The organism is Amycolatopsis sp. NPDC059657 (genome assembly GCF_042734395.1).
GTDB lineage: Bacteria > Actinomycetota > Actinomycetes > Mycobacteriales > Pseudonocardiaceae > Amycolatopsis.
In genome coordinates this window covers 17792-32951 of record NZ_JBHWEB010000031.1, presented here as the reverse complement: position 1 = coordinate 32951, position 15160 = coordinate 17792, and the positions used below count along the sequence as shown (strand labels likewise).

The window sequence follows — 15160 nt, the reverse complement described above, 5'->3', positions numbered from 1 at the left end:
TAACCATCGGCATCAGTGAGCGTGAGTCGGGGCACGCGCCTGGAGAACCGGAGGCGTACGTGCGTCCAAGTCGTACGATTAGGGGAAGATCCACGGCCTATGCGGCCGGGGCCGCGGCGTTGATCGCCGCACTGGGGCTAGTGACACCCGTGACCGCGTCGGCGGAGACGGTCATCGCACCCGACGCGATCGCGGAGAACACCGCGCAGCAAATCGGTGCGCTGCAAGCGATGAAGAAGAGCCTGACCGCGGCCGAGTCCAAAGTGGACAGCAAGCTGCTGGTCCAGCAGAAGATCCAGAAGCACGCGCTGTCCGCACAGGCGGTGCCGCAGCTTCAGTCTGGGGCCGAACTCTCTCCAGCCGGCACCACGCTCGTCGACATCAGGGTCGACAAGGTGTCGCAGGACCTGCTCGACACTCTGGTCAAGCTCGGCGCCGGCGTCCGCGCGGTGTCCGAAAAGGCCGGCAGCATCCGTGCCGAGCTCTCACTCGACGCGGTGACGCAGATCAGCCAGCGGAGTGACGTCCGCCGGGTCGAGGTCGCTGACGGTGCGATGACCGCCTCACAGCTCGCCAACCCCGGTGGCCCGAACCAGGCGAACCCCGGCAGCGTTCCGGAGTCCAAGGAAGACCTTTCGAAGCGGCTGACCGCCGAGATCGCCAAGGCCACCGCCGCCAAGTCGGCGCGCACCAGTGCCGACGCCGCCGCGGTCATCACCAGCGAGGGCGACCGGGCGCACAACGCCGACCTCGCCCGCCAGCAGTTCGGCATCTCCGGCATCGGCGTGAAGGTCTGCGCGCTGTCCGACGGTGTCAACTCGCTCGCCGCCTCGCAGGCGAAGGGCGAACTCCCCGCCAATGTCGACGTCATCCCCGGCCAGGAGGGCTCGGGCGACGAAGGCACCGCGATGCTGGAGATCATCCACGATCTCGCACCCAACGCGGCGCTCGGTTTCGCGACCGCGTTCAACTCCGACGCCAGCTTCGCGGACAACATCCGCAAGCTGCGCTTCGACGCGCACTGCGACATCATCGTGGACGATGTCCTGTACTTCAAGGAATCCCCGTTCCAGGACTGGATCATCGCCCAGGCCGTCAACGACGTGACCGCGGCCGGCGCGCTGTACTTCTCCTCGGCCGGTAACGAGGGCAGTGTCGCGAACGGCACCTCGGGTCACTGGGAAGGCGACTTCAACGACTCGGGCAAGCCGATCGGCAAGTACGCGGGCACCGCGCACAACTTCGCGCCGGGCACCGGGCTGCAGATCTACGAACCCCTCTCCGACGCCTCCGGCTCCGGCGTCCCGGTGACCCTGCACTGGTCCGACCCGCTGGGTCACTCGAGCAACGACTACGACCTGTACCTGATCAACTCGGCCGGCAACGTCGTCAGCTTCAGCCAGAACAACCAGACCGGCACCGAGGACCCGTACGAACGGGTCAACACCGCCGGCGGCGCCGGGCTGCGCCTGGCGATCGTGAAGTTCTCCGGCGAGAACCGCTACCTGTCGCTTTCCGCGCTGCGTGGCCGGTTCAAGGACTCGGCCGACGGCCTCAAGGCGTACGCCACCCCCGGCATGACCCTCGGTCACTCGGCCGCGCGTGCCGCCTTCAGCGTCGCCGCGGTGCCCGCGGCGAAGGCGTTCCCGCGTGCGCTCGAGCCGGGCGACCCGGCCAACCCGGCCGGTCCCTACCCTGCCGCCTACGGTGCGGGCAGCAAGGCCGAGCGGTTCAGCTCCGACGGCCCGCGCCGCGTGTTCTACCAGGCCGACGGCACGCCGATCACGCCTGGGAACGTCAGCGCGACCGGTGGTGAGGTGCGGCAGAAGCCCGAGATCGCGGCGGCGGACGGCGTGTCCACCAGCGTCGGCGGCTTCAACCCGTTCTACGGCACCTCGGCGGCGGCCCCGCACGCGGCGGCCATCGCGGCGCTCGTGCTCTCGGGCAACCCGGGCCTGCCGCCCGCGGAGGTCCGCAGCGCGCTGATCAACACCGCGGTCGACATCGAGGCTCCCGGCGTCGACAACCTGACCGGCGCGGGCGTCATCCTCGCCGACAAGGTGCTGCAGTACACCGGCGCCAGCCCCCAGCCGCGGGCCATCGCGGCGAAGCCGACGGTCACCCCGACCGACGGTGGCGCGTTCCTCGACCCCGGCGACTCGGCCAAGGTGACGCTGCCGGTGACCAACGACGGTGACGGCGTCGCCTCGTCGGTCAGCGTGGTGCTGACCAGCCCGACCCCCGGTGTCACGGTGGCGCCGCGCTCGAAGAGCTACGGCACCATCAGCCCGGGACAGACCGGTGTCAACGACTTCACCATCACCGTGCCCGCTACGCAGCAGCTGGGCGACCCGGTGGTGCTGAACGCGCGGGTGACCTTCGCCGGCTCGCTTTCGCCGACGACGCAGACCTTCTCGATCCCGGTCGGCCAGCCGTCGCCGGTCGCGAAGGACTTCGCCTACGCGGGCGCGCCGGTGGCGATCCCGGACAACAGCCCGCTCGGCGCCTCGGTGCCGATCACGGTGGCCGGGGTCGGCCGCGCGTCGAAGCTGACGCTGTCGGTCGACGGCACCGAGTGCAGCAGTGACCAGAACTCGACGACCGTGGGCCTGAACCACTCGTACCTCGGTGACCTGGTCGGCACGCTGACCTCGCCGTCCGGCAAGAAGGCCACGGTCTTCCAGCGCAACGGCGGCGGCGGCAACAACCTGTGCAAGGTCGTCTTCGCCGACGACGCGGCGCGCCCGTTCAGCTCGGTGGCCGCGGGTGACAACCCGTTCACCGGCACCTGGCGGGGCACCCAGCCACTGAGTGGCCTGGTCGGTGTCGCCGACGGCACCTGGACGTTCGCCGTGGTCGACGCCGCGGGCGGCGACACCGGGTTCATCCGCTCGGTTTCCTTGCACGTCAACGGGTTCGTCACACCGACGGAGGCGGGCGCTGCCCAGCGTCCGGCCACCGGGCGTCCCGGCGGCGTCCACACGGGACCGGTCAAGCCGCAGTAGGACGTACTGTGAGCTGGTGAAGGCACGTGAGGTAGCAGGTGGCGGACTGGCCGTCGAGGTGTCCCCGGACAGGCTCGACGGCTGGTTCGCCCGCTTCGCTCAGCGCAACTCCGGCGTCGTGTCGACGGAGTCGCGTGCCTCGGAAGTGATCGTGCGCGGGGGGAACGGGACAACGGCCCAGGTGGCCGTCCCGTTCCCCCCGCTTTCCGTTTCCGGGGTTTTCGACGGGCTCCACGTGGACGCGCTGGCCGAGCATCTCGCGGTGCCGCGAACAGTCGGGTTGCTGCTGGTGCGGCTTGGCGGGCACTCGTTGGGGCTCGCGCGCTCCGGGCGGGTCGTCGTCTCGCGGACCGATCGGCATCAGGTGCACGGCCGGTCGGCGGCGGGCGGCTGGTCCCAGCAGCGGTTCGCGCGACGGCGGGAAGGCCAGGCGCGGCAGGCTCTGCGGGCCGCGGCCGATGACGCCTTCGAGGTGCTCGTGCCCCGGCTGTCCGAAATGGACGGTGTGTTTCTCGGTGGCGATCGGCGGGCCTTGGACGAGCTGCGCGAGGACCGGCGGCTGGCGGAGTTGTTCGCGCGGGCCGAATCCCGGGTGCTCGACATCCCCGAGCCGCGGCGGACCGTGCTGGACGACGCGGCCGAGCGGGTGCTGGGTGTCGTCATCGTGGTCAAGGACGCTTGACGTCGAAAATACCGTCAGCGGCGATGGCCGGTCGCCGGAGAATGTCCGGCATGACCGAAGCGACCATCATGCCCAGACCGCTCAAGAACGTCCGGATTCTCCTGTGGTTCCAGGCGATTTCCAACATCCTCGCCGGTGTACTGGTGACGATGGTCGCGCTGAACGCACTCGACCACGGTGACGAAGACGCCGCGTTGCCGCTGGTGATCGGCATCATCTCGCTGATCATCGCGGTGGTGCTCGCCGTGTGCGCGGTGATGATCTCGCGTCACGCGCCGTGGGTCCGCACCACGATCATGACGCTCGAGGGCATCACCTTGGTCGCCGGCGTGATCGGCTTGGTCAGCGGCGGCGCCATCACACTCCTGATCGGCATCGGCATCGCGATCGGCATCCTGTTCAGCCTCAGCAACCCCGCCGTGAAGGAGTGGTTCATCCCGTGAGTGGGTTGTGAGTGGTATGGCCGGTTCTAACCGGCCATACCACTCACGAGCGCTTCCTCGCAGGTGCGCACCACGACCCTGGCCGTCGCTCGATCAGTCGAGCTCAGCAACGAGTCTTCGGCGATTTCCTTCCAGCGCGGCAAAGCGTCCAGCGTGACTTGCGCGCCGCTCAGCAGGAGCCGTGCCTCGTCCGCGAGCTCAGGCGTCAGAATCGTCCGCCCGGTGCGCAAAGACGACAATGCCCGCAGCGCGCGGAATTCGTGTGCGCCAGCCAGAACCCGGTCCAGCTCGACCCCCAAAGCGCCCGCTCCCGGCTGAAGTTCCCTGCGCAGCAACGCTTCCAGCGCCAGCAAAGCCGTCCGCGCCTTCAAAACCGGGGCGTGCTCGGTGAAACACTGACCGATCGCGTCGCGCAGCTCGGTCAATCCGCTGCGCTGCTGGAACTGCGCGGAAAGCTTCGGCGCGGTGTCACAGCCCTGACGCAGCAACGTGATCGCGAGCCGTACACCGAACAAGCCAAAGCGGTGCACCAGCTCGGCACGTACCTCGGGCTGCACCGGGGCCGGGCATTCCGGGCGGACGAAACGGTCGGCCGAGAGCAGCCACGGCTCCAGGTCTTCGCGGCTGCAACCGGCCAGCAACGCGAACGCGTCGAATTGGGCCTCGTCGACCATCCGGCCCGCGGCGGCGGCGAGACCGGCGACCGCGATCAGATCGCAGACCTCGCCGATCTCCGGTTCGCGACGGCGCCGCCGCGCGATCTGGCGGGCCGAGATGAGGGCGTCGACGCGGCCGCCGCCGAGTTCGTCGGCGTGCGAGAGGACCGCGATCGTGTGCATGCCGCCGTCCATCGGGACCGTGTCCGCCGGGTGCCGCAACAGGAACAGGACCGCGTCGGCGTCCTGGCTCGGCTCGTCGACCAGTATCAGGTCGCCCAGCCCACGGCTCGGCCAGCTGACGATCGGCGAGGTGACCGGCGCGCCGACGAGCGCGGTCACCAATGTCGATTTACCGCTTCCCTCCGTGCCCGCCACCGCGATCCGCAACGGCTCCGCGAAGCGCGCGCATTGCGTCTGCAGCCAGCCGACCGCGCGCGGGTTCTCCTGGTACACCTCGAGCGCTTGGGTGAGCAGCGCCCACGTCCTGTCCGCGACCGTCACGCGATGAGACCCCGCGGCCGCACCATGCCCATGTCTCGCACCCGCTTGCGCAACGCGGCCAGCTCGTCCATGCCCGCCTTGATCTCCTGGGCGCGCTTGGTCCGCCTGGCGACGTCCTCGTCGATCACCTGCTTCAACGCGCGCGCCGACTCGTTGATCTCGGCACGCTGCGCCGCCGCGAACGCCGTGAAACGGTCACGCAGCGCGCGGTGCAACATCCGCGCGGTGTCCTTGCTTTCCTTGCCATAGGTAAGGAAGAAGTCGTCGACGTGACGCTGCGCCGCCGTCTTCGCGCTCGCCTGACGGCGTTTGAGCCGGTGTCCGCGCTCCTCGAACACGCTCTTCGCGCCGAACGCGGCACCCGCGCCGAGTGAGATCGGGTTGATCAGCGGGAAGCCGGCCAGCGTCGTCGCGAGGCCGAACATCAGCAGGCCGCTGTAGGACCCGCGCATGCCGACGAACAGCTTCTGCCCGATGCCGAACTTCTCCACGCTCGGCATGCGCAGGCCCAGGTCCTGGTCGGCGAGATCGCCGACGTCCAGCGCGTCACGCAGCAGGTCGGGCCGGTCCGGCGCGACCTGGCGGACGATCTTCTCCGCGATGTGGCCGAACCGGTCGAGCAGCCAGCCGAAGTTGGTCTCGGCGACCTCGGTGAGATGACCGCGCAGCCACTCCTCGAACCCGTCCCAGGTGCGGATCGGGTCCGCCGCGTCGAAGTACTCGTCGACCTCGCGCAAGATCCGCCTGGTCCGGTCTCGCAGGTCGAATTCGAGGTCGGACAACAGATCCGAGACCTCGTCGGTCAGCATGGTCTGCCAGCGCGCGGAATCGCGGTTGAGGTCCTCCATCCGCTTGCCCGCGGCGTGCCAGCGCGCGACGGCGTCGCCGGTCTCCGGCTGCTGTGTCGCGGCGTATTCCTCGTGCAGTGGCGCGGCGACCTGCTCGACGGTGATCGCGGCCAGCGCGGCGGCCGAGCGCAGCGTCAGCAGCTGCGACTGGCCGAGCCAGTCCTGGTGCAGGCATTTGACGAGCTCGCCGAAGCCGGATTCGGCGTTGAGGTCGCGGTCGCCGGTCTTCGCGGCGACCAGCCGCAGCGCGGCGGAAACCGGGATCAGCGTGGCGGAAAGCCCGGCCCGCGCGACCCTGGTCCGGTTACGCTCCGCGACTTCCCGCCAGCCCGGCACCAGATCGATCTTCGTCAACGCGATCGCGACCGTCGGGCACAGCTGCGCCAGCTTGGTGAGCAGGTCGAGTTCGTACGCGGTCAGGTCGTGCGTGCAGTCGGTCACCATCAGCACCGCGTCGGCACGCCAGATCTCGGCCAGCGTGTAGTCGGCGGCGGCGGGGGTGTCGACGAGCACGAGACCGGCGGCCAGAAGTTCCCTGGGCAGCCCGATCTGCGTGCGCACGACGGCGCCGCGCGCGCTCGCTGCCTGCTGATTCGCTTGCCGCGTCGCGGATTCGACCGGCACACCGGCGGTGTCACCGGCTTCGATGGCCTTGCGGGTCTCCTCGACCACGATGGTCGCCACCGGCTGCGCCGCGTGCTCGACGATCGCGGGCGCGAGGGTGGTGATGTCGTCGCCGACCGCGCAGACGGGCGCGTTGACCAGCGCGTTGATCAGCTGGCTCTTGCCTTGCCCCGGCCCGCCGACGACCAGGATGCGCAGCTTCGGGTCGAGCAGCGCGCTTCTTCGGTCCAGCAGTCTTTGCGCCAGATCCGCGCGGCGATGCTCCGCGCAGACGCGGATGGTGTCGTCCACTAGGTGCAACCAGGCTGGTGCGTTCATCGCCAAGCAGTGTGCCCTGTTGCTCTCAGTAAATGAAGCGGGGCGGGTCCATCACCGTTGATGGACCCGCCCCGCTCACGCGGTCGTAAATCAGTGACCAAGGAGGTCAGTGGGCGCGTCGACCGCGTGCGGCAGGGCGTCGTGGGCGGGAGTTGCCACGTCACCGAGAGGGCTGTGCGAAACGGCGTCGGTCACGGTGTGCGTGACGTCGGCGTGGGGGAGCGGGTTGGCGACCGGCAGGTGCGGCAGGTCGACGGGCAGGTGCGGGACCTGCGGGAGGTCGACCGGCAGGTGCGGGACCTGCGGCAGGTCGGTGGGCAGGCCACCCGGGACGCCGGGGACGGCCGGCAGGGCGCCGGCGTCGGGGATCGGCGCGTTGGCGATCTGGTCGGACACGGCGTGGGTGCCCTCGTGGAGCTGGTGCTCGACCTGGCCGCCGGCGGGGGCGATGTGGTCGGCGCCGGGGACGCCGGTGCGGGTCAGGTACTCACCGAGGGTGGTGGCGTCGTAGCCCGCGATGTCCGCGAAGGCGTCGCCGCCGCCCGCGACGTAGCTGGCGATGGTGCCGGCGGAGACCTTGTCCAGCGCGCCGTCGAGCTGACCGGCCGGGTCGGCGGGCAGGTCGAAGCGGGGGTCGGCCGGGGCGTTCGGGATGGTCGGCACGGCCGGGACACCCGGAACGGCGGGGACACCCGGGAGGCTGGGCACGGCGGGAACGGCCGGGATGCCGAAGTCGGCGAAGGTGCCCGCGGTCTCCAGGCCGAAGTCACCGGCGGGGTTGGTCAGCGAGCCACCGGCGGCGTAACCGGTGGTGTCGGCGACGAGGCCTGCCTCGTAGTCACCGGCGGGGGAGGTGCCGTGCACGCCGCCACCGAAGGAACCGGCGTCGGGGGCGTCGACCTGGGGCAGCGAGCCCGCCTTGGCGACGGCGGTGAGCTGGTCGATGACCGAGCCGCTGTCGGTGCCGACGGGCAGGTTCACACCGGCCGGGGCGTAGTCGAGGACCAGCGGGACGACCTCCTGGACATCCTGCGGGGTGACGTCGTGCAGACCGGCGCCGGCGAGCGCGGCGGAGGGGTCGGCGCCGAACGCGGACCGGGCCACGTCGTCCGTGAGCAGGTTGTACACGAAGTCGTGCAGGGTGGTCGGCTGCTGAATCACCGGTTGTATCTCCTTGTTCGTCCTTGAGCTTGCCGCAACGTTAGGGATCTTGGCCGGGGGTGGCATCGGGGAACGTCCCCGTATCCCTCCGGCCGATCGGGGATTGCTCCGTTAGGGGATTAGGGGATTCACCCCCGGGGAAAGACTTTGGTAGGAAGGGGAACCTTCTACTCGCCCATTCGGAGGATTCGCGCGTGCCCTATGTCGTCGGGATCGATCTCGGCCACACCCGCACCACCGCGGCGGTGTGCAGGCGTGCGCAGGGCACCTGGGGTGATCCGGACGTCGTGGCCTTCGAAGGCGGCGCACGCTGGTTCGAGTCCGTGCTGCACGTCGGGCGCGACGGGTCTTCGCTGATCGGGCAGGACGCGCTGCGCCGCGCCGTCGCCGAACCGGACGGCCTGGCCAGGGGGTTCATGAGCCGGGTCGGTGACGACATCCCGATGCTCGTCGGCGGGGCGAGGTACCCGGCGGAGCTGCTCGCCGCGACGCTCGCGGGCTGGGTGGTCGACGAGGTCGCCGATCTCGAGGGCGGACCGGCCGACCGGATCGTGCTGACCCATCCGCCGGGGTGGGGGCCACATCGGCGCGCTGTCTTGCACGCGTCTCTGGAAGCGGCGGGCCTGCCAGGGGTTTTGCTGCTGCCGAGCCCGATCGCGGCCGCCGAAAGCCCGCTCGTGCGCGAGGCGGTCGACGTCGGATCGGTCCTGGCGGCCTGCCGTCTCGGCGGTGAGCACGTCGAATCGGCGATCCTGCGTCGGAATCCGGCCGGGTTCGAGATCCTGACGCACGTCGATGGTTCCGCTTCGGGTGCGGGCGCGCGGCTCGATGACCTGCTGTTCGACTATGTTCTCGAGACGGCCGGAGTCGAGGCCACGGAGACCGTCGGCCTGCGAGCCGCCTGCCGGGAAGCGAAGGAACGGTTGTCACTGGCGCCGGAGGTTTCGGTTTCGCTGGGCGCGCTCGGCGAAATGCCGCTGACCCGCGCGGAGTTCGAACATCTCGCGCGGCCGGTGCTGGCCACCGCGATCGAACGGCTGTGCCGCGTCGCGACCCCGCTGCCCGCCGCGGTCGCGCTGGTCGGCGGCAGCGCGCGCGTTCCGCTGGTCACCGATCTGGCACAGGACAAATTCGGCTGCCCGGTGATCGTCGATCCCGATCCGGGCACGGCCGTCTGCCGGGGAGCCGCGCTCGCCGCGCGCCCCCGGATGGCACCGCAGCCCGAGTTCGTCCCGCCCCCGGTCCGCGAGGAGGTGGCCGTCTTCGACGACGAGCCGGAGCCGCCGCCGCGCCCGCCGGTCGAGATCACGCCACTCGAACCGCCGAAGCGTTTCGTGCTGCCCGGCCGTAAAGCTGGCGGCCGCGATGACTGACCTGATCCTCGACGAGCCGACCAGGCGTCTGTGCGAAGCGATCGCCGACGGCTCGCTCGCACCCGTCCGCCTCGCCGTCGTCGCGCCGGGGGAGTACGGCAAGACCGCGTTGCTCGATCACCTCGGAAATCTGTGCGACAGCACGAAAATCCGGCTCGTCGACGACGCGCACCTGCTCGGCGTGGACGAACTCGCGGCGCTGAGCGAGCTGGCTTCGGACTCGGACGTGGGTCTCGTCGTCGCGGCCCGGCCACGGCCACGCCCGGCGGGGCTGACCGAGCTGCTCGGCCGGATGCGGGGCCAGATCGTGCTGCGGCCCTTCGACCTGCGCCAGGTCGAGCAGGCGGTCGGCGCGGAGCGCGCGGCGTTCACGCACGCGCAGACCGGCGGTGTGCCGGGCCTGGTGATGCGCCGCGATGTCGCGGAGCTGGGACACAGCCTCGACCACTCTGATCCCGGCACGCTGCGGCTGCTGACCGCGATCGAGGCGGGTGCCGACTTCGAGTTGCTCGCCGAGGATTTCGACGACGTCGCCGGGCAGATCGAGCTGGCCAGGGCGACCGGGCTGTTGGGACCAGACGGCACTTTGCTGCCGATCGCGGTGCGGGCGCTGCGCGCGGTCGTGCCCGTCGAACAGCGCGAGGCGGTACGGCGGCGGCTGGCCGAACTGAGCCTGCTGCGCGGCGGGCCACTGCTGCCTATGGCCAGGAATTGGCTTGATGATGGGCTTTCCGGCACCTACTGCGCTGGTTTCTTCACGTCGGCGGCTGGTGAGGCGATGGCCGCCGAACCGGCGCTGGCGGCCCGCTTGTACAGCGCGGCCGTCGACGCGGGCACCCCCGCGGGCGAGATCGGCGCGCGCTGGGCCGAGGCCGCGGCCCGGTCCGGGGACCTCGACACGGCGCTCCGGCTGGCCGACCAGGTCGTCGCGAACCGTGAGGCCGAGGAACGCCGCGACGCCGCTAGCGTGGCGGCCGTCGCGCTGGCACACCGGGGCAGTCTCGACCGCAGCGCGGAGTTGCACCGCTGGGCCCGGTCGGGCGCGTTCGCCGCGGTCGGCTTCTTCGGCGCCGGTCGACTTGCCGAAGCGCTCGCTCAGCTCGGCGGGTCCGATGAGGACGCTCCGCCGACACTGCTGTCCGGTGCGATCGACGCCATGGCAAGGGGAATCGCCGAGTCGGTCACCGGATCACCGGCGGTCGCTTTGTCCACTTTGGTCTCCGCGGCCGAGTTGCTGGAGCCCGTCGGCGACTCGGTGCTGCTCCCCGACACCCCGGCGGCGCTGGCCGCGATCGTCGCGCTCCACAGTGGAGAGTTGTCGATCGCCGAGCCGGTGCTGGAACGCGCGCTGGCCGCCGGTTCCGGCGGCACGATTCTCGCCGCGCGTCACCGGTTGCTATTGGCGTGGATCGCGATGGTCCGCGGCGACTTGACGCTCGCGGACGAACGTCTCGCGGCGGCCGGGTCCACTTTGGAGCCGCGTGATTGGCTGATGTCGGTCGCGCTGGAAGTCGGACTCGCCCGCCGCCGCAGCGATCTCACCGCACTGCGCCGCATCTGGGGCCAGGCCTGCGAAGCCGTCATCCGGCAGCGCGTCGACCTGTTCACCCTGCTGGCCTTCGGCGAGTTCGAAGTGGCCGCCGCGCGACTTGGCGACGAGGCCAGGATCGCTCCGCATTTGAAGCAGGCCAGGGATTTGGTGACCGCGCTCGGCGACCCTCCACTGTGGTCGGCGCCGCTGCACTGGAGTGGCCTGCACGCGGCGATCCTGGCCGAGCATCCGGCCGAAGCCGAGCAGCACGTGGCCGCGCTGGGCGATTTCCCGCCGGCCTTGGCGGCCGCGGCCCGCAGCTGGCTCCGGGTGTTGCGCGGCGACGTCGACGCCGTGGAGGTCGAAGCGGCCGCGCGTGGCCTGCACGCGGCCGGTCTTTGGTGGGATGGCGCGCGACTGGCGGGTCAGGCGGCGATCCGGACTTCGGATCGCAAGGCGATGGTGCTGCTGCTGGACTGCGCGCGTGCGCTGCGCGGCGACCCGGAACCCGAGTCCACAGAGGACGCCGTCGCGCCGAAGCTGAGCGACCGTGAGATCGAGGTCGCCGAGCTCGTGCTGGACGGCTTGACGTACAAGCAGGTCGGCGAGCGACTGTTCATCTCGGCCAAGACGGTCGAGCACCACATGGCCCGCATGCGCCAGCGTCTCGGCGCACCCACCCGCAGCGACCTGCTTTCCCATCTCAGGGACCTTTTGGCTCGCTGAGGGTCGTGTTCCCGACGGTTCTAACCGTCGGGAACACTCACGACCCAGTCACGTCAACGGGGCGTTCGAAGAAGGACTCGAGCACGACGATCGTCTGGGTTCCGGTGACGCCGTCGATCGAGAAGAGCCTGCGCAGCGCGGCCTGGAGTTCCTCGGTCGTGGAAGTGCGCACCTTCACGAGAAGCGACGCGGGACCCGCGATCACGTGTGCCTCCACCACTTCCGGCAACTCCTCGAGCGCGGTCTTCGTGGGGGAGTCGCCCATCCACGCGTTGGCTTCGATGAGCACGTAAGCCATCACGCCGCGCCCGACCGCGGCCGGGTCGACGTCGACCGTGGTGCGTCGGATCACGCCCTGGTCCCGCAGTTTCCGCACGCGCTCATGCGCCGCGCCCGCCGACAGGCCGACTGCCTGGCCGAGCGCCGCATACGCCTGGGTGGCGTCCCGTTGCAACTCCGTCAGCAGAGTGCGATCCAAATCATCCACGCCTTGACCATATCAGCTTCGGCGATGCAGTCTGAATACAGAACATCATTCTGAGTATGGGGTGCCACGATGGATATGGTCAAAGCCGACTTCCAGTCGCTCGACGAGCGCTTCGCCAGGATCAACGGCGACGAGTGGATGCAGCGTCTGCACACCGGCTGCCGCTGGACCGAGGGCCCCGCGTACTTCCCGGCAGGCCGCTATCTGGTCTTCAGCGACATCCCGAACGACCGCACGCTGCGCTGGGACGAGACGACCGGCCAGGTCGGCGTCTTCCGCCAGTCGTCGGGCTACGCGAACGGTCACACGGTCGACCGGACGGGCAGGCTGGTCAGCTGCGAGCAGGGCACCCGCCGCGTCACGCGGACCGAGCACGACGGCTCGATCACCGTCATCGCCGACGCGTGGAACGGCAAAAAGCTCAACAGCCCCAACGATGTCGTCGAGCACTCGGACGGCTCGCTCTGGTTCACCGACCCCAGCTACGGCATCGACAGCGACTACGAGGGCTACCAGGCCGAGAGCGAGATCGGCGCCTGCAACGTCTACCGCGCCGACCCCGACGGCTCCGTGACCATGGTCGCCGACGACTTCGTCAGGCCGAACGGACTCGCCTTCTCGGCCGACGAGTCGAAGCTCTACATCGCCGACACCCGGCAGAAGCCCAGCCATCTCAGGGTTTTCGACGTCAAGGGCGCGGGCCTCGCCGGCGGCGGGATCTTCGGTACCTGCGACAGCGGCGGCTTCGACGGCGTCCGGGTCGACGCGAAGGGCAATGTCTGGTCCGCGGCGCGCGATGGGCTGCACTGTTTCGCGCCCGATGGGACGTTGATCGGGAAGCTGCGGATGCCGGAGGTCTGCTCGAACTTCACCTTTGGTGGAGCCCGCCGCAACGAGCTCTTCATCACCGCTTCGAGCTCGCTCTACACGCTGCGGGTGAACATCAACGGCGCCCGGTATCCGTGAGGCCGGACACCAAGTGGAAAACCCGTGGACGTGGCCCCGTACACTGATCGTGTGGACATCCTCTTGGAGTAGCTCCGTGCCGATCATGCCGATCGGCTCGTCGAAGCTGTCCACCTCCACCCCCATCTCTGGGAGTTCCTTTGATCACGGCCACGGGCCTTGAGCTGCGTGCTGGCTCGCGCATCCTCCTGTCCGACACCACACTCCGCATCCAGCAGGGCGACCGGATCGGCCTCGTCGGCCGCAACGGCGCCGGCAAGACCACCTCGCTGAAGGTGCTCGCCGGTGAAGGCGAGGCGCACGCGGGCGAGGTCCGCCGCACCGGCGAACTCGGCTACCTGCCGCAGGATCCTCGCGAAGGTGATCTTTCGGTCACCGCCAAGGACCGCGTGCTCTCCGCGCGCGGGCTCGACACCTTGGTGCGGGACATGGAGAAGGCGCAGACCGCCATGTCCGAACTCGTCGACGAGGCCCAGCGGGACAAGGTCGTCCGCAAGTACAGCCGCCTCGAGGAGCGCTTCGCGTCGCTCGGCGGCTACGCGGCCGAGAGCGAGGCCGCGCGAATCTGCTCGAATCTCGGTCTCGCCGATCGGGTTCTTTCGCAGACCTTGCAGACGCTTTCGGGCGGCCAGCGCCGTCGCGTGGAACTGGCGCGGATCCTGTTCGCCGCCGCGGAAGCGGGCGCTGGCGGCAAGTCGGAGACGATCCTGCTGCTCGACGAGCCGACCAACCACCTCGACGCCGACTCCATCACCTGGCTGCGCGGGTTCCTCAAGTCGCATGACGGTGGCCTGGTCGTGATCAGCCACGATGTCGATCTGCTCGCCGATGTCGTCAACAAGGTCTGGTTCCTCGACGCCACTCGCGGGGAACTCGACAACTACAACATGTCCTGGCAGCGCTATCTCGACGCTCGCGCCACCGACGAGAAGCGCAGGCGCCGTGAGCGTGCCAACGCCGAAAAGAAGGCGTCGGCGTTGCAGCAGCAGGCCGCGAAGCTCGGCGCGAAGGCGACGAAGGCCGTCGCCGCCAAGAACATGGCACGTCGTGCGAACCAGATGCTGGCGAACCTCGACGAGCAGCGCGTGGCCGACAAGGTCGCCCGTATCCGCTTCCCGGACCCGGCTCCGTGCGGGAAAACGCCGCTTACCGCCGAGGGACTTTCGAAATCCTACGGTTCGTTGGAAATTTTCACCGGAGTCGACCTCGCGATCGACCGTGGTTCGAAGGTCGTCGTTCTGGGATTGAACGGTGCCGGCAAGACCACGCTCTTGCGGTTGCTCGGCGGAATGGAAACGCCGGATACCGGCGAGATGGTTCCGGGTCACGGTATGCGGTTGGGTTATTACGCACAGGAACACGAAACACTCGACCACGAAGCGAGTGTGTGGGAGAACATCCGTCATGCCGCGCCCGACACAGGCGCGCAGGAATTGCGGAACCTGCTCGGCTCGTTCATGTTCACCGGCGAGCAGCTCGATCAGCCCGCCGGGACGCTCTCGGGTGGCGAGAAGACGAGGCTCGCGCTCGCCGGTCTGGTCTCCAGCGCTGCCAACGTGTTGCTTCTCGACGAACCGACGAACAACCTCGATCCCGCCAGCCGCGAACAGGTTCTCGACGCGCTGCGGAGCTTCGCGGGCGCCGTGGTGCTCGTGACGCACGACCCCGGTGCGGTGCAGGCACTCGAACCGGAGCGCGTGATCCTCTTGCCGGACGGCACTGAGGATCATTGGTCGGACGAATACCTCGAACTTGTCCAGCTTGCGTGATCGATACGGCCATTCGGGTGCTAGGCGAGTCCGCCAGAAGCACTGGAATGGCCCAATGTGATCGCAA

11 protein-coding genes are annotated in these 15160 nt (G+C 69.5%); 7 read left to right on the top strand and 4 right to left on the bottom strand.

Going from position 1 to position 15160, the window contains the following annotated elements; all coding sequences use genetic code 11:
* Window positions 1-140 precede the first annotated feature (140 nt).
* From ACFV15_RS18760 to ACFV15_RS18750, 3 genes are read left to right on the top strand one after another with little or no spacing between them, the layout of a single operon-like run.
* The gene (locus ACFV15_RS18760; protein ID WP_378351735.1) at window positions 141-3005 is read left to right on the top strand and encodes a S8 family serine peptidase; all 2865 of its coding nucleotides are present in this window, start codon (window positions 141-143) and stop codon (window positions 3003-3005) included.
* Between the two features lie 13 nt (window positions 3006-3018).
* Window positions 3019-3687, top strand: a complete 669-nt coding sequence (locus ACFV15_RS18755) for an acVLRF1 family peptidyl-tRNA hydrolase (protein ID WP_378351777.1) — start codon at window positions 3019-3021, stop codon at window positions 3685-3687.
* Window positions 3688-3737: 50 nt separating this feature from the next.
* Window positions 3738-4130: a hypothetical protein gene (locus tag ACFV15_RS18750; RefSeq protein WP_378351734.1), complete on the top strand. Its 393-nt coding sequence runs from the start codon at window positions 3738-3740 to the stop codon at window positions 4128-4130.
* Window positions 4131-4156: 26 nt separating this feature from the next.
* On the opposite strand, the gene ACFV15_RS18745 is transcribed toward ACFV15_RS18750, so the two are convergent.
* From ACFV15_RS18745 to ACFV15_RS18735, 3 genes are all read right to left on the bottom strand, one after another.
* Complete coding sequence (locus tag ACFV15_RS18745) at window positions 4157-5290, bottom strand: hypothetical protein (RefSeq protein WP_378351733.1); 1134 nt, start codon at window positions 5288-5290, stop codon at window positions 4157-4159.
* On the bottom strand, window positions 5287-7080 hold the full coding sequence (locus tag ACFV15_RS18740) for a dynamin family protein (RefSeq protein WP_378351732.1): 1794 nt from the start codon (window positions 7078-7080) through the stop codon (window positions 5287-5289). The genes ACFV15_RS18745 and ACFV15_RS18740 overlap by 4 nt, the downstream gene beginning before the upstream one ends.
* 90 nt (window positions 7081-7170) lie before the next feature.
* Complete coding sequence (locus ACFV15_RS18735; protein ID WP_378351731.1) at window positions 7171-8241, bottom strand: IniB N-terminal domain-containing protein; 1071 nt, start codon at window positions 8239-8241, stop codon at window positions 7171-7173.
* 194 nt (window positions 8242-8435) lie between these two features.
* Between ACFV15_RS18735 and ACFV15_RS18730 the strand changes: the two genes are divergently transcribed.
* Complete coding sequence (locus tag ACFV15_RS18730; protein ID WP_378351730.1) at window positions 8436-9614, top strand: Hsp70 family protein; 1179 nt, start codon at window positions 8436-8438, stop codon at window positions 9612-9614.
* Window positions 9607-11871 carry a LuxR C-terminal-related transcriptional regulator gene (locus ACFV15_RS18725; protein ID WP_378351729.1) on the top strand — a complete coding sequence of 755 codons (2265 nt, stop codon included), beginning with the start codon at window positions 9607-9609 and terminating at the stop codon, window positions 11869-11871. The genes ACFV15_RS18730 and ACFV15_RS18725 overlap by 8 nt, the downstream gene beginning before the upstream one ends.
* A 37-nt stretch (window positions 11872-11908) precedes the next feature.
* Here the strand turns inward: ACFV15_RS18725 and ACFV15_RS18720 are convergent, their stop codons facing one another.
* The gene (locus tag ACFV15_RS18720) at window positions 11909-12358 is read right to left on the bottom strand and encodes an Lrp/AsnC family transcriptional regulator (RefSeq protein ID WP_378351728.1); all 450 of its coding nucleotides are present in this window, start codon (window positions 12356-12358) and stop codon (window positions 11909-11911) included.
* A 69-nt stretch (window positions 12359-12427) separates the two neighbouring features.
* Here ACFV15_RS18720 and ACFV15_RS18715 point away from each other — a divergent pair, with 69 nt between their 5' ends.
* Together ACFV15_RS18715 and ACFV15_RS18710 are read left to right on the top strand one after the other, a co-directional pair.
* A complete protein-coding gene (locus ACFV15_RS18715; protein ID WP_378351727.1) occupies window positions 12428-13324 on the top strand; it encodes an SMP-30/gluconolactonase/LRE family protein in 897 nt (298 codons plus the stop codon).
* A 140-nt stretch (window positions 13325-13464) separates the two neighbouring features.
* Window positions 13465-15093, top strand: a complete 1629-nt coding sequence (locus ACFV15_RS18710; protein ID WP_378351726.1) for an ABC-F family ATP-binding cassette domain-containing protein — start codon at window positions 13465-13467, stop codon at window positions 15091-15093.
* Window positions 15094-15160: the final 67 nt, after the last annotated feature.